This window comes from Paenibacillus sp. NRS-1760, assembly GCF_050467785.1.
Lineage (GTDB): Bacteria > Bacillota > Bacilli > Paenibacillales > Paenibacillaceae > Pristimantibacillus.
The window spans coordinates 225,248-243,313 of sequence record NZ_JBITPK010000009.1; the positions used below are offsets into that span (position 1 = coordinate 225,248).

At 46.5% G+C, this 18,066-nt stretch carries 13 protein-coding genes; 9 read left to right on the forward strand and 4 right to left on the reverse strand.

From position 1 onward, the window contains the following. Positions 1-81: 81 nt before the first annotated feature. Both ACIFSR_RS10770 and ACIFSR_RS10775 read left to right on the forward strand, forming a co-directional pair. The gene (locus ACIFSR_RS10770) at positions 82-1,143 is read left to right on the forward strand and encodes an S-layer homology domain-containing protein (RefSeq protein ID WP_430057323.1); all 1,062 of its coding nucleotides are present in this window, start codon (positions 82-84) and stop codon (positions 1,141-1,143) included. Between the two features lie 150 nt (positions 1,144-1,293). Continuing rightward, on the forward strand, positions 1,294-1,461 hold the full coding sequence (locus ACIFSR_RS10775) for a hypothetical protein (RefSeq protein WP_179089870.1): 168 nt from the start codon (positions 1,294-1,296) through the stop codon (positions 1,459-1,461). Positions 1,462-1,563: 102 nt separating this feature from the next. On the opposite strand, the gene ACIFSR_RS10780 is transcribed toward ACIFSR_RS10775, so the two are convergent. Genes ACIFSR_RS10780 through ACIFSR_RS10795 form a run of 4 tightly spaced genes read right to left on the reverse strand, consistent with a single transcriptional unit; the run spans position 1,564 to position 5,494 of the window. Then, the gene (locus ACIFSR_RS10780) at positions 1,564-2,028 is read right to left on the reverse strand and encodes a RidA family protein (protein WP_339207370.1); all 465 of its coding nucleotides are present in this window, start codon (positions 2,026-2,028) and stop codon (positions 1,564-1,566) included. A gap of 43 nt (positions 2,029-2,071) precedes the next feature. After that, positions 2,072-3,676 (reverse strand): N-acyl-D-amino-acid deacylase family protein, encoded by a 1,605-nt coding sequence (locus ACIFSR_RS10785; RefSeq protein ID WP_339207371.1) that lies wholly within the window; start codon positions 3,674-3,676, stop codon positions 2,072-2,074. 22 nt (positions 3,677-3,698) lie between these two features. Next, entirely contained in the window at positions 3,699-4,838 is a 1,140-nt protein-coding gene (locus ACIFSR_RS10790) for an alanine racemase (RefSeq protein WP_430057325.1), read from the reverse strand. After that, complete coding sequence (locus ACIFSR_RS10795) at positions 4,835-5,494, reverse strand: helix-turn-helix transcriptional regulator (protein WP_076269800.1); 660 nt, start codon at positions 5,492-5,494, stop codon at positions 4,835-4,837. The genes ACIFSR_RS10790 and ACIFSR_RS10795 overlap by 4 nt, the downstream gene beginning before the upstream one ends. Positions 5,495-5,650: 156 nt before the next feature. Between ACIFSR_RS10795 and ACIFSR_RS10800 the strand changes: the two genes are divergently transcribed. The 7 genes from ACIFSR_RS10800 to ACIFSR_RS10830 all read left to right on the forward strand — a co-directional run bounded on the left by ACIFSR_RS10800 (position 5,651) and on the right by ACIFSR_RS10830 (position 18,025). Further along, on the forward strand, positions 5,651-7,423 hold the full coding sequence (locus ACIFSR_RS10800) for a cache domain-containing sensor histidine kinase (protein ID WP_339207376.1): 1,773 nt from the start codon (positions 5,651-5,653) through the stop codon (positions 7,421-7,423). Then, positions 7,423-8,961: a helix-turn-helix domain-containing protein gene (locus ACIFSR_RS10805; RefSeq protein ID WP_430057327.1), complete on the forward strand. Its 1,539-nt coding sequence runs from the start codon at positions 7,423-7,425 to the stop codon at positions 8,959-8,961. Before ACIFSR_RS10800 ends, ACIFSR_RS10805 begins: the two co-directional genes overlap by 1 nt. Positions 8,962-9,058: 97 nt before the next feature. Then, the gene (locus ACIFSR_RS10810) at positions 9,059-10,387 is read left to right on the forward strand and encodes an extracellular solute-binding protein (RefSeq protein ID WP_339207380.1); all 1,329 of its coding nucleotides are present in this window, start codon (positions 9,059-9,061) and stop codon (positions 10,385-10,387) included. Between the two features lie 311 nt (positions 10,388-10,698). Continuing rightward, on the forward strand, positions 10,699-11,571 hold the full coding sequence (locus ACIFSR_RS10815) for a carbohydrate ABC transporter permease (RefSeq protein WP_430057328.1): 873 nt from the start codon (positions 10,699-10,701) through the stop codon (positions 11,569-11,571). Between the two features lie 18 nt (positions 11,572-11,589). After that, positions 11,590-12,471: a carbohydrate ABC transporter permease gene (locus ACIFSR_RS10820; protein WP_083682329.1), complete on the forward strand. Its 882-nt coding sequence runs from the start codon at positions 11,590-11,592 to the stop codon at positions 12,469-12,471. A gap of 324 nt (positions 12,472-12,795) precedes the next feature. Then, positions 12,796-16,233, forward strand: a complete 3,438-nt coding sequence (locus ACIFSR_RS10825; protein ID WP_430057329.1) for an S-layer homology domain-containing protein — start codon at positions 12,796-12,798, stop codon at positions 16,231-16,233. Positions 16,234-16,909: 676 nt separating this feature from the next. Further along, entirely contained in the window at positions 16,910-18,025 is a 1,116-nt protein-coding gene (locus ACIFSR_RS10830; RefSeq protein ID WP_430057331.1) for a CobW family GTP-binding protein, read from the forward strand. Positions 18,026-18,066: the final 41 nt, after the last annotated feature.

Genomic DNA, 18,066 nt, shown 5'->3' on the forward strand with positions numbered 1-18,066 from the left:
TAGTTAAGCTGCTGTCAGCCTTTTCACTAGCACGCTCCCTATTGAACATAACGAAAAACACGATTTGGAAGGAGAATGGACATGTTGTTGAGAGTGAAAAAAATAGCAATTTTGTTAATAGTGATGACGTTGTTTTCTGGCGTCTCTACGCTAACGGGCATTGGCCGCTCAGCCTTGCTGCCTGCTGCATATGCTGCGGCTGCAACGTTGTCGCTTACCGTCAATCAGAAAAATGCGGCAGTCGGACAGCCAGTTGAGGTCGTTGTAAAAGGGGAGCAATTAAATGATTTATATGGCTTCGAGATTAAACTGAAGTACAACACAGCAAAGCTTAAATTCAAACAGGCGACAGCAGCGTGGAAAGGAATGCCTATTTCACCGATTGATAAAGATGGGGTTATAACATTCGCTCATACGAAGATTGGGAAGGATAGCGGAGTGAGCGGATCGGCAGCTATTGCGACGTTTACTTTTGAGGGAGTTGCGAGTGGAAAGGCGAGCGTTGAGCTGGTAGAAGCGAAGCTGGTCGATAGCCAGGTCAAGGCGGTTCAGCTGAAAAATGCGGCGAAGCTGGCTTTGCTCTTAAGTTCTTCGACGCCAGTATCCTTCAGTGATATAAAAGGCCACTGGGCTGAGGCAAATATTACAAGAGCGGCTTCGCTTGGCATCGTAACAGGCTTTGAGAACGGTGCTTTTCAACCTAATGGCTGGGTAACGCGTTCGCAATTTGTTGCTATGATCGGCCGTGCATTCGAGTTGAATGCTAAGCAAGCGAAGGAAGTTAATTTTAAAGACAAGGGACAGTTTCCAGCTTGGGCAGAGGCTTTAATAGCGGAGGCTGTGAATGCTGAGGTAATTAGCGGTTATGACGATGGTACTTTCCGGCCAAACCGCCATATTTCAAGAGCGGAAATGGTGGCAATGACGATGCGTACATCTGGTTTTCCGCTCGACGAGAACCCGTCAATTCGTTTTGCGGATGCCTCGCAAATACCAGCTTGGGCTAAGCCGGCTGTAGCGGCTGCTGTTTCTCGCAATCTGCTTAAGGGGAGAAGCGGCAATCGCTTTGAACCGCAGGCAAAGGCTACTCGTGCAGAAGCATTGACGTTTATTTTGACGCTCATCGATAGCCAGAATAAATAGACTTGTTCACCCAGAGCAGAGGCGTTTAGCCATTTCAAGAAAGTGTGGGCGGGCATAAAAAATGAGCAGGAGCACATTTTACGAAATAGCCTATACCTTTTTTACTAAAAATCATAGGATACTGTACCTTAGTAAAAAGGAGATGAACAAATGGGCTATGGAGTAGCAGGGGTTGGCGCAGGAAATTGCGGACCTTCTTATCCAGTTGCAGGTGTTAGCAATTGTGGAACTGGAGTTGGCGGCTGGGGAACTGGTATCGGTATTATATTGGTACTCTTCATTTTGCTTGTTATTATTTCCCGCGCTGTATGCTGGTAATCAACAAAGCTTGCTTGTAAATCGGAATCAATGCGTTTTCCACTAATTGAAATAGTATTAAACCCCCAAGTGCCTGAGCCTTGGGGGTTTTGCCTGTTCATGCTATTCGCGAACCTCTGCGATGAGCTCGATTTCAACTGGCGTATGGAATGGAAGGTCGCTTGTACCAATCGCGGACCTTGCATGGCGTCCATTTTCTCCGAATACTTCAATGAGCAGATCCGATGCGCCGTTCAGCACATAAGGCTGATCGCCGAAACCGGGAGCGCTGTTGATGAAACCAAGAATTTTTACGATTTTTACGACACGGTCAAGGTCGCCTAGGTGAGTTTTCATCGCCGCAAGCAGGTTGATAACGACTTGGCGCGCTGCTTCTTGACCTTGCTCGATCGTTAGATCAGAGCCGATTTTACCTTCATACATGAGAACACCATCGATACGGCAGTCGAAGCCGGAAGTATAGATGAGATTGCCCGTTTGGTTGACCGGAATGTAGGAGAACTTAGGCTTAGTCGTTTCAGGCAAAACAATTCCTAGCTCAGCAAGACGTTTTTCAATAATAGACATTATAAAACAGCTCCTTGTTTATCAATTGTGTATTGCGGGTTAACTAATGCGTGCAGCAGTGCTGCGCGCGAATAAGATTACCTTCGCGCTTATGCGTGTGTTCACCATGTGAAAGCGTGAGCTGGCCGGCAACGATAACATGCGAGATGCCGGACGGATATTGACGCGGGTCCTCGAACGTAGCTGTGTCTTGGATGACAGCTGGGTCGAATACCGTGATGTCAGCAGCATATCCTGGCACAAGCAGTCCTCTTTTGCCAAGTTTAAAGCGCTGTACGGGAAATGAGGTTAGCTTGCGAACCGCCTGCTCAAGCGACAGTACCTTATCTTCACGCACATATTTGGCAAAAACGCGTGGAAAGGTGCCGTACGTGCGCGGATGAGGCTTGCCGATCTCGCAGTTCAAGCTGTCGGATGCAATCAATGATTTCTCATAACCGATGACCTGCTTCACATCGTCGTCGGACATATGGAAGTAGACAATCGCGATTTGACCATTCTCCTCAAGCAGAAGATCCATCATGCAATCGACGGGATGTTCTCCGCGAAGCTCGGCAACCTCGGCGATTGATTTGCCTTCGAGTGCCTTGTTCGCTTCGGTCTGAATCGAAGAAATAATGATGCTGGACCAGCCAGTTGAACATACAAGATTATCCCAAGTGTCCTGCTCGCGGCTTAGCTCTTCTTTGATCCGCAGGCGGAGCGCCTTATCGCGGAACGCTTCAAGTGTTGCATGAATGCCGCCCTCTAGCACCCAAGGAGGGAGGACGGTTGTTAAGGTGGTGGAGCCTGCCGCGTAGGGATAAACATCAACTGTGACGTCCATACCGCGTGCTCTTGCCGCTTCTACAAGCTCCAGCGCATCAAGCGCTTTACCCCAATTGGCGCGGCCTGCTGCTTTCAAATGACTGATATGCAGCGAGATGCCGACTCGTTCAGCGATCCATATGACCTCTGCAACGGACGGCAGCAAGTTATTGCCCTCACCGCGAATATGTGTGGAGAGCAAACCGTTGTATTTAGGCAAAACGCTGCAAAGCTCAACCAGCTCTTCGCGTGAAGTATAGCTGCCAGGTGCATACAATAGGCCAATTGATAATCCGATTGCGCCTGCTCGCAGCCCTTCTTCAAGCAGTGTCTTCATCCGCTCGATTTCGTCTTTCGTCGCAGGACGGTTCTCGAAGCCCATGACTGCGATACGAAGTGCACCGTGTGCTACATAGGTGGCGATGTGCTCCGAAGGATTGGATTTGCTGACAAAATCCATATATTGACCAACCGTTTCCCACGGCCACTCCCAGCTTGTACTCCCAAGTACGGGCTGCACATACGACTGCAGCAGTGCGCCTTTACTCCGAATAAATGGAGCAGGAGCGAGGCCGCAGTTGCCGACAACCTCAGTTGTTACCCCTTGCTGCAGCTTAATTTCACTGTAAGGATGATCAATAATCATCAGATCCGAGTGGCAATGCCCATCGATGAAGCCAGGAGAAATTACTTTGCGTCCCACATCAATGATTTGGCTAGCCTCTTGATCAATTTGGCCAATAGAAACAATGATGCCATCTTTGACTCCAACATCGCCGCCGTACCAAGGATTGCCGCTGCCATCGACGATTTTGCCGTTTTTCAAAATAAGATCGAGCATGTTATAAGCCTCCTCCTTCTCGTTATTCGAGCATTCCACGAGCCGCTACAGTCGTTTTGTGAAGCTGCCCAGTGGAATCCTTGATGTAGACAAAGCTGTGCAAATTAACGGTGCTGCAAATATGATTGGGGATGATACGCACCAAGTCGCCAACCTGATAGTTGGAACCCGGCTGTACACGAATCATGCCGTGCTCCTCATTCATTCGCTCCAAAATCGCTTCAGGATCTCCGATGATATGGCCGAAGCCCTTAAGGAATAAAGGTGAATTGCCCGGTTGTACGTCCGTTGCGAATGTTTTGCTGCCGCCGTCAATGATGATTAAATCTTCATAGGGCCTGCTGACAATAGTAGCCAGCACCACGCCGGCACAATCTTCAAGCGCACATGTTCCGAAAGCTGCCTGCATCCGGTCTTGATAAATGTAAGTTCCGGGACGAACTTCAGTGATGCCGTCAACTTCAGCAGCGAACAGCGCAGTAGGCGAAGAGCCTACACTTACATCCTCAATGGCGATGCCTGCGCTCCGTAGAGCTGCAGCAGCCTCAACCATCAAGCGACCCTCTTCATGGCCGGCTGCTTGCAAATCGAGCGTCGATGCTCCGCTGACCATAGCCCCTCGATAGGTGAAAATACCGCTAAGCTTTATGCCGTCAAGATCATTGATTTGCTTCGCAAGCTCCACGGCTTTGTCGATCGCAACTCCTGTACGGCGAAGTCCCGTTTCCAGTTCAAGGCGTACTTCCAGCACTGCGCCTTCACGCACGGCTGTCTCAGAAATGCGCTTCGCACCCTCTAAGCTATCGACTCCGATAATTAAACGAACGCCGGATAGACTGAGCCGAGCAGCACGCTCAAGCTTGGATTTGGCCACTAACGGATAAGCGACAAAAATATCACGAATGCCGCCGCTTGCCATGATCTCCGCTTCGGAAATTTTGGCTACGGTGATGCCGATGGCACCAGCTGAGAGCTGCCTTGATGCCATTTCCGGCAGCTTATGTGTTTTGGCATGGGGACGAAGCTTTACGCCACGTTTCGCGATAGCTTCTGCCATTGCAGCAATGTTGTTGTCGACAGCATCACTGTCGATGACAACGCATGGTGTTTCTAGCTTAAGCAAGGCTTCCTCATCTTTGCGTACGTTCAATATCTCGCTCATTCGCTTGCTCCTTCATCGCTATCTACGCCTTTGGATTCTTCCAAATAGCTGTATAACGTAAATTTTGAAATGCTCAAATAGCTGCAAACCTTCTCGCCTGACTTTTTAATGAGAAAAGCACCCTTTTGATCAAGCAATTGAATGATTTTAATTTTATCTTCTTTGGTCATGGCAGCTGGCGGCTTGCCAATCGTGACCTGCGCTTCCTGTATGAGCGTATCGAGCAGGTCGTTCACGTTGCTGACAAACGATTCCCGAACCGGCTGTAGTCCGCTCGCTGTCAGCGATTGAAGCGTTTTCTCAGCAACCATCAAATCGGTAATGTCAAAGTTGATGCAGAGCGCTCCAATGATGGTGCCGGCGTTATTTTTTACATACATGGAGGTCGAACGGAGAATACGTCCATCCTTCGTCTGGGTAACATAATTATGGCGGTTATCACCCTCGGAGGTGCCTCTCATAATTTCCAGTCCAAGATTCGTGCCAGGATCTCCTACATTTCTTCCGGTGACGTGGCCGTTCTCGATGACAACAATGGTGCTGTCTACGGGCTTTGACCAGTCATGCACAACGACCTCGCAATTGTCTCCAAACTGCGCGGTTATACCTTTGGCCATCTCCGTCAAAAATAGTAATTCTTGAGATATTGATTCCACTTGCATTCACTCTCCACTTTCTTAAAGCCTCATTGCCCACATGGTACTACGACTTACTCGAAAAATCAAACAAAAAATCTGTTAACCTAAAAAAAAGTGTGATAGGATGTTTTTAAACTTTTTATTGCTACGAGAAAAGGAGAGTGGGGATGAGAGATGCGCTGGATTAGTAGCTCATTAAAGCGTAAGTTATCCTTTTTGCTGCTGCTATCGGTTCTCATTCCGCTGCTCGCGCTGGGCTTATTTGCCTACAACATGGCAGCGACAGCTACGGAAGAGAAGGCAAAGCAATCGGGCAAGAGCCTATTGCGTCAGACGGGTACGAATCTCGAATTTATCGTTCAAGATATCGAGAATATGTCATTATTTTTGATTGGGCAAAAGGATGTACAGCAATATTTGAGCAGTACAGGAGAAAATGCGGTTAAACAAACGCAAATGATTGAGTTTCTATCTAATCTGGTGTTCTCCAAATCGTATATTTCGGACATCACGATTTATCCGCAAAGCCAGTCCCATCCCGTTTCAAATACAACGATTTTTGAGACGGAATTATCCGAGCTGACTGGAGAAGATATTGAGCATTATCAATCTAGTGCAAAATGGTGGACAAGCCGTTACGAGACGGATACAGCAGCCGGGGTGAAGCAGGTGATCTCACTCGTCAGGCCGATACGAAGTCTGAACAGCTTCAAACAAATTGGAACGTTGGTCATAAGCCTTAACGAAGAAGCTGTTTCCAAGCTGATGAATCAGGCGGGCATTTCAGCGGGGGGCTACGTCGTTCTGTCCAATGAGAAGGGACAAATCTTGTCCGGCAGTGATCAAAGCAGGTCAATGATGACAATGGAAGCTCTGCTGCCAGGCTTGACGATAAGAGGGAATTCGGGAACGCTCAACTACGGCCATGGTGAAAGTAAACAGACCATACTCTATGATACGGTTGCTGATGTAGGCTGGCGGCTGACGGGCGTCATGCCCTTCACGGAATACAAAGCTCAAAATAATTACGTCCTGCAGCTGATGGCGATTGTCATTATTTTTTCGATGCTGCTCGTGGCCGTACTCGTTCTATACTTCGTTCAACGAGTGACCAATCCGCTTATTATGCTGACGCAGTTTCTAAAGCACTCGAACCCGGAAGAGCCGATGCAAACGTATCCGGTGGAAACGATGGATGAGGTAGGACAGCTCGTGCGAAGCTACAATAAGCTAAGCGAGCGAATTGAAGGTTTGACGGAGCAGGTAAAGCTGGAGGAATCATCAAAAAAAGAAGCGGATATGCATGCGCTGCAAGCGCAAATCAATCCTCATTTCTTGTACAATACTCTATCCTCTATCCACTGGATGGCGCTCATGAATCAAGATGAGAAGACGGCCGATATGGTAGGCAGCTTAAGTGATTTTATGCGATTCAGCTTAAACAATGGCGAGGAGTTTTGCTCGGTTGAGCAGGAGGTGGCGCATGCCGGCCATTATGCCAATATTCAGTCGATCCGCTTCCCGGACAAGTTTGAGTTTATCGTTCAGGTCGATCAGGAGCTAATGGACTTAACGATGCTGAAGCTTCTGCTGCAGCCTTTAATTGAGAATGCACTTATTCATGGTATTCAGAAGAAAGCTGAAGCTGGTTTGATCAAAGTCACCGCACATATGCAAGGATTGTTTATGTCCTTTGCTGTAGAAGATACAGGCGTTGGCATCGACTCGGTTAAGCTGGCTGCTATATATAAAGAGCTCCACGGACCGGATGATCGCAAAAAAGAACGTGATCGCCTAGAACGCGGCAGCTATGGACTTCGCAACGTTCATAAGCGGCTGCAGCTGCATTACGGAGCAGAAGCAGGCTTGCGCATTGAAAGCTTGGACGGAATAGGGACACGCGTGTCCTTCTCGATCCCGATGTTACACGAAGGAGGCAAAGCCTAATGAAGCTGTTAATCGTAGATGATGAGGTCATTATTCGAACAGGTCTGAGCACCGTTATAAAATGGGCAGAACTTGGCTACGAGCTGCTGCAGCCGGCAGCATCAGCCGAGGAGGCGCTTGCTCGTCTGGAATTGGAGCAGCCAGAAATTGTATTGACGGATATTCAAATGACGGGACGCAGCGGATTAGAGCTTGCGGGAGATGTCAGGCGTCTGCTTCCTGATAGTGAGGTCATTATTTTGACAGGCTACGATCAATTTTCCTATGCCCAGCAGGCGATTCGAGAAGGAGCAGGAGATTATTTGCTCAAAACGAGCCGTCCGGATGAAATCATCCGAGCGGTAAATGGAGCGAAGATGCGAATTCTGCAAAAGTGGGAGGCACTAAAAAAAGACCAGCTACGCGACAGATTGCTTGAGAGGCTGATTGCTGATACGGAAATTGACAATCACTCCGCAGAGAAAGCGGCGAAGCTTCTGCCGAAGCTGCGATTGAACGAAACCTTTTTTTATCAAACGGTAATTGTCTCGGCTGAAGGCTGGGGAAATGAATCGGGACACGGCTATTTATTGCTGTTTGCCGTGCACAATATGATAAGCGAGCTGATAGATGGAGAAGCTCTTTTGCGTAAAGATAGTCTTGTTATTCTCCTTAGGCATGAAAGCATGCGAGCAGATCAATCACAGCTCGCTAGATTGATGGAGCGGGTAACAAGGAAGCTGAAATGCAAATTGTTCGGAGCATCAGGCACGGTTGTTTCAGACTGGCAAAAGCTTCAGGATTCGTACACGGAGGCTTCTTATGCTTTTTTGTTCAAAGGAATTATAGGCCAAGAAGGACTGCTCGCATACGAGGATATAAAGGGACGCCGAGGCGGACGTACCGTCTGCTCGCAGGAGGAGGAAGGACAGCTCACAGCGTTATTCCAGAACGGATCGGACGCGCAGCTTTACCAATGGGTTCAAGAGCTCATCGAACTCCAGCTCAAAGATGGAGATACGACGCCAGATTCCTTGCAGAAGTTTCTTCAATCCGTCCAAATTTCCGCTCACCGCTGGGTGGAGCGAGTCATTGCCTCTTTTGGGGAATCAGCTGTCCTCTCCAAAGAGAAATTTGCTAACAGCATTTCCTCCTCCCCAAGCACTGATAACGGAGTTGGATTGCTGTATGAGCAGCTTCACCAATTGATGATGCTGTACCGTGAGACGATCGGACAAGAAGGCATACCTTACATTAAGCGTGCGATTGCCTATATTCATGATCATTTGGACAAAGAGCTCACATTGCAGCAGGTTGCCAAGCATGTTCATTTGAATCCAAACCACTTCAGCGAGGTATTCAAGCGTGAGACGGGTCATACCTACATTGAATTTGTAACTCGCATGAGAGTGGAGCGCGCCAAGCGGCTTTTGGATGAATCACCGATAAAGGTGAGTGAGGTTGCAAGCCGCGTAGGCTATACGGATATGAAGTATTTTAGCCAATTGTTTAAACGGTTTACGGGTTTTACACCTTCGGAATACCGGACGAGAAGCTGAAGTTTATCTACCCTACTCCTGAGTTCTGTCCCCTGCCCATGTCGCCTATGATTCCCTATACTCGGAGGTAAGACAAATATCAAGGAGGAAACATGACATGAAGAAGACACTAACAATTGCAATTATGGTCACTCTAATGATTTCTATCTTGGCAGCGTGCGGCGGAACAAACAATAACGGCAAAAAAAATGAGGACGGCAGTGAGCCGGCAGCTGAGAAAGTGAAGCTAAGCCTATGGCATAACTTTACCGGTGACGATCTTAGAGCGCAAACGATGCGTTCGATTATTCAGCAGTTCCAGACCGATCATCCGAACATTACGCTCGATATTCAAGCGATCCCGCCAGACGGTTACAAGACGCGTCTAAAAACGGTCGCTGCGGCAGATGAAATGCCGGATGTATTCATTTTATCCAATGGCTCTATGACACAGGAATTTTCAGCAGGCAAACTTATTCAGCCGGTTAATGAGCTAATTGACAGCCACCAAGAATGGAAAGAAGGTTTCATGCCTAATTCCTTCGATGCTTTCACAGTAGATGGCAATATCTATAGCGCTCCGATGGGCTTGTCTCCAACATCGATTCTATACTACAACAAAACGATTCTTGAAGAAAACGGCCTTACTGTTCCAAAAACATGGGATGAGCTGTTGAATGCAATTAGTGTGCTGAAAGGCAAAAATATTACGCCAATCGCTCTAGGCAATAAAGCGGCTTGGCTCGCACAATCCAGTATTTTCAGCTCATTGGCTGACCGTGTAACAGGTACGGAGTGGTTCTTGAAAGCAGCAAGCCAAGATGGAGCGGCATTTACGGACCCTGAATTTGTACAGGCATTAACTTACATGCAGCAGCTAGGTACGGCAGGTGCATTCCAAGACGGATTTAACGCAATCGACAACACGCAAATGGAGCAAATGTTCGCGCAAGGCAAAGCTGCGATGATGATTGACGGCGGCTGGGCATTGTCGAATCTAGCTTCCAACGCTTCAGAAGATGCACTTAAAGCAATGGGCGCAACGGTTCTTCCATCCATTCCTGGTGGAAAAGGCGATCCTAATTCTCTATCTGGTGTCGTAGGTGTTGGCATGGGTCTAGGCAAGGATGCGATTGGTCCGAAAAAGGACGCAGCATTTGAACTTATCTATGCAATGTCAGGACCAGAAGCGCAAAAACGTACGCTTGAGAGCAATCAACTTGTCAGCTACAAAGTAGAGCTGGATAAGAGCAAAGTTTCTCCAATCTTTAGCGAAGTATATGAGCTTGTGAACAGTGTGAAGATGACGCCGGTGTATGATGGCAAGCTGACTTCTGCAGGAGCTGAAGCCGTGAACAATGGACTACAGGAGCTGTTGATGGGTGGCAAACCGGAAGACATCGCGAAAAAAATCCAAGAGGCGCAAGCGAAAGCGCTAGGAAAGTAACATAGCTGCTCGGTAGTTAGGTTATTGAGTACAGGGAATTTCCTGATCGCATGAAGATCGGCAAGCTGAAGTCCTTTACAGCAAGCACAACTGGAAGCTACTAAAAGGATCGCATGCCGAAGCTGTCAGGAAATCCCCGTTCTCTTTACTAGCATTACGAAGCAGGTTTGCTGCGCAAACCTTGGCTTATGCTTACGAAGCAGGTTTGCTGCGCAAACCTTGGCTTATGCTTACGAAGTAGGTTTGCTGCGCAAACCTTAGCTTATGCTTACGAAGTAGGTTTGCTGCGCAAACCTTTAGGAGGGACGATTATGTCATCATCTTTACGCATCAGAGGCTTTATCGCTATCGGACTTCTTCCGGCGCTTGCGCTTTTCATCTTTTTTGTTATCGTACCGATACTATGGTCATCTTATTATGGCTTTTTTGATTGGAAAGGCATTGGGGAGATGCGGTTTATCGGACTGGACAACTATAAAGAGGTTATTCAAGACCGGTTGTTCTGGCATTCGTTCAAAAACAATCTGCTCATTGTTGCTGCGTCTGTTTTCGGTCAGGTGCCGATTGCATTGGTCTTGTCCTTAGTACTGCTCAAAAACGGCTGGTTTCAAAAATTCATCCGAGCTTCCATCTTTATGCCAATGGTTCTTTCTTCCGTTGTAGTCGGTATCATCTGGGGATACATTTATCATCCGCAAATTGGTGTACTGAACTTTTTGCTCGACACTTTGGGATTAAGCAGTTGGAAACAGCAGTGGTTGTCTGACTCATCGATATCAATGTATGCCATCATGGTTCCAATCATTTGGCTGAATGTCGGTCCATATCTCATTATGTTTATTGCCGCTTTGCAAAATATTCCGAGTGAAATTGATGATGCCGCTCAGATTGACGGCGCAAAAGGCTCTCGCAAGCTTTTCTCGATCAAGCTTCCGATGATTTGGGATACGATTAAAGTAGCCGTGGTGCTCTGTATATCCGGCAGCCTTAAAGCATTCGATCTTATTTATGTCATGACAGGCGGCGGACCGGCGAATTCGACGGAGCTGCTCGCATCGTACATGTACAATAATACATTTTCGATCTATCGCTTCGGTTATGGCAGCGCAGTATCCACCATGATCATCATCATCAGCTTGGTTCTCGTAGCGGGAAGCCAATATTTAATGAAATCAAAAAAATAATGGAGGGGGACCCACAGTATGACTACGCCATCAATTAGCGCTTCACACTCAGCCTCCTCCGCAAGTTTAGGAACAGGGCTGCGCAAGCTGAGAGGAAGCTTGCAATCCATTGGTCTTACCGTATACGCCTTAGTCACGCTATATCCACTCATTTGGCTGTTTATTAGCGCTTTTAAAACAAATGAAGAATTTTACTCGCGTCCGTTCGGCCTGCCGGACATTTGGAATTGGAGCAACTTCACTCGTGCTTGGGAAGTTGCAGATATGGGCACTGCGTTCATGAACTCGGCCATTGTTACTTTAACAGCGCTTGTCATTACGCTTGTAATGGGTGCATTAAGCGCGTATGTGATCTCACGCTTTCAGTTTAGAGGCAAGCTGCTCGTAATGGGCATTTTTATGCTCGGCATGCTCATCCCTATTCACAGCACACTCGTTCCGCTGTTCATATTAATGAACAAGATCGATATTTTGAATACTTATGCGGCATTGATTTTGCCGTATACAGCGTTCGAGATGCCGATTGCCATCTTTGTCTGTGTGGCTTATATGAATACCTTTCCGAAAGAAATTGAAGAGGCTGCGATGATTGACGGGTCTGGCTACTGGGGAATTTTCCTGCGCATGATGCTTCCATTGTCCCTTCCGGCTCTAGCGACAGTTGGTATCCTAGCCTTCTTGAGATATTGGAATGATTTCTCCTTCGCGCTCGTCTTTATTAGTGACCCTGGCTTAAAGACGCTGCCGCTCAGTCTATCCATATTTGCAACAGGTTACTCCACAGACTATAAGCTTACGATGGCAGCGATGGCACTTGCTGTTATTCCAACGATCATTGCTTATCTGGCATTTCAGGAGCAGGTCATGAAAGGGATGACAGCTGGAGCAGTTAAAGGTTAGCTAGAGGATAGTAAACAAAAAAAACGGTATCATCCCGCTGGGGAGGATACCGTTTTTTCTGATTCTATCATTAGATTTAGCAGAGGCAGATGATCGTGAATACCTAATGGAGCTTCAAAAAAGTACGGCGCCATTCGTATGAGTTTATTGCTTATATGGGATAAATAGACTACGAATCGACGCCAAAATGCGCGTGGATACTGTCTTTTTCGACTTTATTTGCGCAAAACTAACTTTAGTTGGTGTTTTTTTGAAAGCCTAGCATTTATGCTAAAGCCCGTATGCAACTATAACTTATTCATGATTTGGGAGTGAACTATTCGTATGGCACAAGGATCAATACTAGTTGGGGAAAAGGTAAAAAGTATTCTAATACGAGTTATGTGTTTCGCATTAATTATTTCATTATTTGGGCCTTTGACGAATGCATCACAGGTATTTGCGGCGCCAGGCTTTAGCGGCGGAACTGGATCAGTTGATGATCCTTATATCGTTACGACACCTGAGCAGTTAGATAGCGTGCGAAATTATTATTCCGTAAATTTCAAGCTCGGCAGTAATATCGATTTAACGGATTATCTTTCTGAAGGTGGAGGAGGGTACAATAATGGACAATTTTGGAAGCCCTTCGGTAACTTTTACGGCACCTTCGATGGTGATGGTTATGTGATTAAGGGACTGAGAACGAATAGCAACGAAAATTATGCTGGTCTCTTCGGACAAGTAGCTGCAGGATCTTCTATAAAAAATATAGGGTTAGAAAATGTGGATATCATAGGTGGAATGTTTACTGGTGGTTTAGTGGGCGGTTTAAGGGGCTCTTCATCAACAGTGTCGAACAGTTATGTTACAGGCGATGTTAAAGGGATGAATTATACAGGCGGTCTAGTAGGGTACAAAGAAGAAGCAAAGATCATAAATAGCTATACGATAACCAATGTTTCAGGCACTTCTCAATTAGGCGGTTTAGTTGGACTTGAATATAAAGGTTCGATTACAAACAGTTTTGCTGCAGGTTATGTCGCAACTGCCTATCTTAGCGGGGGGCTAGTGGGCGGTACTTATGGAGGTGCTGACGCTAGCGTAGACGTAGATAGCTTCTATGATAGAGAGATTTCAAAACAATATGATAATTCAGGAAAAGGAATGCCTAAGTTAACGGCTGAGATGAAAACAGAATCCACTTTTACGAATTGGGACTTTGACTCAGAGTGGTTTATAAAAGAGGGGAACTATCCTCAACTGCAAGTTTTCTTGGCAGAAACTCCTACAGCGGATGTAGAAGAAGGAGCTGTTGAATGGAAGACAGAAGTGGAGCTTAGCAGTGGGACAATAGGCGCATCCATTTATTATACGACGAACGGCGATGTGCCGACGCTTAGCAGTACACGCTACAGCTCGCCTATCGTGGTGACAAATGATATGACGATTAAAGCAATTGCAGCTAAAGGAATGACCTATAATGAAGTTATGATTCAGAGCTATACGATATTAGGGGGAGCAGAAGCACCAACAACGGGGAAATTATCACCAGGAACAAATGTTGACACTACGCGTTTGGATGGTGTTACCGATGAAATGGAGCTCAAACTAAATAATGGGCTTTATGTGGCGATTGCAGCGGGCACTGCTTTTATTGACAACCTAAGCGTACAAGTTGGGGATGTGTTATCGCTTCGTACAAAAGCAACATCGGATAAAGCGGCATCTTTTGCACAAGTATTAACGGTAGGTCTTGCGGACATTAAGCCAAGAAGCACGGTGTCCACGCTGACCTCGACAATAGGAACAGTAAGTACTGGCACAACAGCAAATGAAAAGATAACAAACATTCCATATGGAACAACGTTAGCCGATTTTAAGGAAGCAATTACACCAGCAGCCGCTGCGTCGTTTGAAGTCTATGAGGCGAATGGAATAAACCAAGCGAACTCTTTAGCGACAGGCAACAAAGTCATCGTTACAGCGCAAGATAGAACAACGAAGACCACGTACACCATAACAGTGCAAGAAGGAGCACCAACAGGGATTTTATCACCTGGAACAATCGCAGCAACGACACGTTTGAATGGCGTAACAGATAAGATGGAGTACAAAATCAATAAAGGGAATTACGTTGCGGTTGCAACGGGTACAACTTCAGTTGATAACATAAGCGTGCAAACGGGAGACACAATCTCCGTTCGTACAGCAGCAACATCAGAAAACCTTGCATCTGTTGTACAAGTGTTGACGGTAAGTCTAGCGGACATTAAGCCAAATAGTACGGTGTCCACGTTGACCTCGACAATGGGAGATGTAAGCACTGACGGAACAGCAGATGAAACGATAACGAATATTCCATACGGAACAACGTTAGATGAGTTTATTGATGCGATCACTCCAGCAGTGCATGCCACGTTTGTTGTCTATGAGGTGGACGGAATAAAAGAAGCTGAAACATTGGTAACGGGCAACAAGGTCATTGTTACAGCGCAGGATACAACGACGAAGACCACATACATCGTAACGATGCAAGCAGCGCCGCCAGCAGGGAATTTGTCACCAGGAACAAACGTTGGAACAACGCGTTTGAATGGGGTTACAGATAAGATGGAGTACAAATACAATAGCGGAAATGATGTTGATTTTGTAACGGCAACTAATTTTGTAGCGATTGCAACGGGTCAGACCTCTGTAGATCACATTAATGTACAAGCAGGAGACACAATCTCCGTTCGTACAGCTGCAACACCAGAAAATCCTGCATCTGCTATACAAGTGCTGACGGTTGGATTAGCGGACATTAAGCAAAAAAGCACGGTGTCCACATTGACTTCGACAATAGGAACAGTAAGCACAGGTGGAACTGAAGATGAAACAATAACGAACATTCCATATGGAACAACGTTAGCCGCATTTAAGGCAGCGATCACGCCAGCAGCTTATGCGACTTTTGAAGTCTATGAGGCGGATGGAATAAACCCAGCAAAGACATTGGCAACAGGCAACAAGGTCATCGTTACAGCGCAGGATTCAACAACGAAGACCACTTATACTGTAACTGTGAATGCTGTGCCAGTTGTACCAACACCGACGCCAACAGCGCCAACAGGACCGAGTGTACCGACAGTACCAACACCGACACCGATAGCACCAACACCCACGCCTGTTTTCAACAAACCTGTTTACAACGACAAAGTGGATAAAGCATTTGTAGCTGAAATGAAAGCAAAGGCTGAAGCAGCATCTCCAACAACCTTTAAAGATGTAAAATCAACTTCTTGGAGTTTTGCTGACATTGATTTCGCTGCACGGGCAGGGATTGTAAAGGGTTATGCAGGCGATAAATTCCGTGGTGAAGCGAAAGTAACACGCGGTGAGTTTGCTCAAATGCTCGTAAATGCAATTGGATTCACATCTAACGCAGCGCAAGAGCTGACGGATGCTAAGGATCACTTTGCGGAGAAAGCAATTAGGGCCTTAATGGAAAACGGCATTATGACGGGATATGCAGATGGCAGCTTCGAACCCAATCGTGAAATTACAAGAGCAGAAATTGCAGCACTATTAGCAAGGCTGCTGGATATTTCTCTTTTGAGTACAGAAGCGAAATTCCAGGATATCACTGCGAATTGGGCAGAAGATCAAATCAACGCACTAGCTAACGCTGGGATCATTAATGGTAAGAATGGACAAAAATTCGAGCCTAAAGCAAGCGCAACTAGAGAAGAAGCCGTTGTGTTGATCGTCCGTCTTCTGAAGATGGTACCCACTAATTAAGCGAGTATAGTTAATTTAATAGTAGTCTCTAATCCAAGGGCTGTCCCTAAAGTAAATTCCGAATCATTCAGCCCCCCACTTTTCATGTAATATTCTTGCAAAAAGAACCTTCAGATTCACTCTCGTAGTGGTTTTGAAGGTTCTTTTGCACACACTTTGGGATTTTCTCGCACCGATTTAACCTTTTGGGATATCCCCTTTTCTAATTCGGCAAATATGCACTTCTACATCGTTCTTAATTATTTTCTATCTTGCACATTCGCAGGGTAGAAGCATCTTTCTCACACTTGCGTTGATCTATACTGTATTTCCTACAATATAAGCGACTCAAAAGTGCTAAAATCGCAGACCATATAGCAAGTTATTGCAAAAATACAACATAAATATCCAACACAGCTTAAGATGGGAGAAGTTCCTGCAATTGTGCAGGATAGCTGGACGTTGATCGCGGAGTTTGGTGTTGGAGACTTCTCAAAATAGCATCAAAACAAAAGACTTGCTGCCTCGTCTTCAAAAATATGAAAACCAGCAAACCGTGCTTGGAGATCGAAATAGTTATAGTCAATATTTGCTTGATTGCAGTCCTGCTTACGAAAAGATGAATGAACGTAACAATTACGATATAATAGAATTATTCAAATGCTTTTAAAATTTGTTACATACAGGAGAACTTACAATGACTAATAGAGAAAAACACATACCGGTTCATTTGCTGTCTGGTTTTCTTGGAAGCGGGAAGACGACGCTGCTGAGAAGATTGTTGGATTATTACACCGCGCAGGGATTGAAGCCGGCGGTCATTATGAACGAGCTTGGCGATATTAACCTTGATGGTCAGCTTGTAGGGGATGAAGTGCCGATGGCTGAGATGCTAAGCGGCTGTATCTGCTGCACGATGCGGGGCGATTTGGGGATGGAGATCAGTATGCTCATTGACGAGCATAAACCTGACGTCATTTTTATTGAATCGACTGGTGCTGCCAATCCGATGGAGACGCTGGATGGGATAACCGAGGCAGCGATGTATAAGGAAATCGATCTACGCAGTGTGATCACGATTGTTGATGGCCCTGAGCTGCTCGCGCGGAGCCGCGACGGGAAGGGTCGCACGTTCAAGCTGATGCTGGAGCAAATAAAATGTGCTACGATTTTGCTGTTGAATAAGGCGGACAAGCTGGAGCCGGATCAGCTAGTTGAAGCGCAGCAGCAGCTGCGGGAATTAAATGCCCATGCTCAAATTATAGCAACCGTGCGCTGCGCAATTGACGATTGGAGCTGGCTTGAAACAGCTGAAAATACGGATCACCATGCACCTGTGCATGCTAGTGAAGATGAGTTAAACATGCAAGAGCACGCATCAGCCGCGCATGGTCATAGCCATGACAGCCAAGAATGCTCAGTTGCTGGCTGCACTCATGACCACGGCGATGGCGTTCACTCCCATGATGATGACCTTAGCAGCCACAACCACAGCAGCCATCATCATTCGCATGACCATGTTATGGTTGTGACGCATTATTGGCGCGGTCCTGTGAGCAGTGAAGCCTTCGAATCTCTGCTGCAAAAGCTTCCAGCTAACATTTACCGCGCAAAAGGGATTGTGACGTTCACGGATGCGCCTAGCCGGTTCCTGTTCCAATATGCGTATAAGGAATCTGATTTTATGAGAATCGAGCCGCAAGGACATGTAAACGATGTTGCGGTATTTATTGGAGAGCATTTTTCCAAAGAATGGCTGCAAAATGAGCTGGAGCTACTTGAGCAGCACTTGAACATAGAGACGCAGGGGTAATCAACTTGCTGTAGGGATATGTCGAAAATTGCCATTATCAT

Coding starts and splice junctions, on each gene's coding strand:
- ACIFSR_RS10780 (WP_339207370.1), bottom strand. CDS start 2,028: ATGTCTATTATTGAAAAACGTCTTGCTGAGCTAGGAATTGTTTTGCCT.
- ACIFSR_RS10785 (WP_339207371.1), bottom strand. CDS start 3,676: ATGCTCGATCTTATTTTGAAAAACGGCAAAATCGTCGATGGCAGCGGC.
- ACIFSR_RS10805 (WP_430057327.1), top strand. CDS start 7,423: ATGAAGCTGTTAATCGTAGATGATGAGGTCATTATTCGAACAGGTCTG.
- ACIFSR_RS10830 (WP_430057331.1), top strand. CDS start 16,910: ATGACTAATAGAGAAAAACACATACCGGTTCATTTGCTGTCTGGTTTT.
- ACIFSR_RS10790 (WP_430057325.1), bottom strand. CDS start 4,838: ATGAGCGAGATATTGAACGTACGCAAAGATGAGGAAGCCTTGCTTAAG.
- ACIFSR_RS10825 (WP_430057329.1), top strand. CDS start 12,796: ATGGCACAAGGATCAATACTAGTTGGGGAAAAGGTAAAAAGTATTCTA.
- ACIFSR_RS10775 (WP_179089870.1), top strand. CDS start 1,294: ATGGGCTATGGAGTAGCAGGGGTTGGCGCAGGAAATTGCGGACCTTCT.
- ACIFSR_RS10820 (WP_083682329.1), top strand. CDS start 11,590: ATGACTACGCCATCAATTAGCGCTTCACACTCAGCCTCCTCCGCAAGT.
- ACIFSR_RS10800 (WP_339207376.1), top strand. CDS start 5,651: ATGCGCTGGATTAGTAGCTCATTAAAGCGTAAGTTATCCTTTTTGCTG.
- ACIFSR_RS10815 (WP_430057328.1), top strand. CDS start 10,699: ATGTCATCATCTTTACGCATCAGAGGCTTTATCGCTATCGGACTTCTT.
- ACIFSR_RS10810 (WP_339207380.1), top strand. CDS start 9,059: ATGAAGAAGACACTAACAATTGCAATTATGGTCACTCTAATGATTTCT.
- ACIFSR_RS10770 (WP_430057323.1), top strand. CDS start 82: ATGTTGTTGAGAGTGAAAAAAATAGCAATTTTGTTAATAGTGATGACG.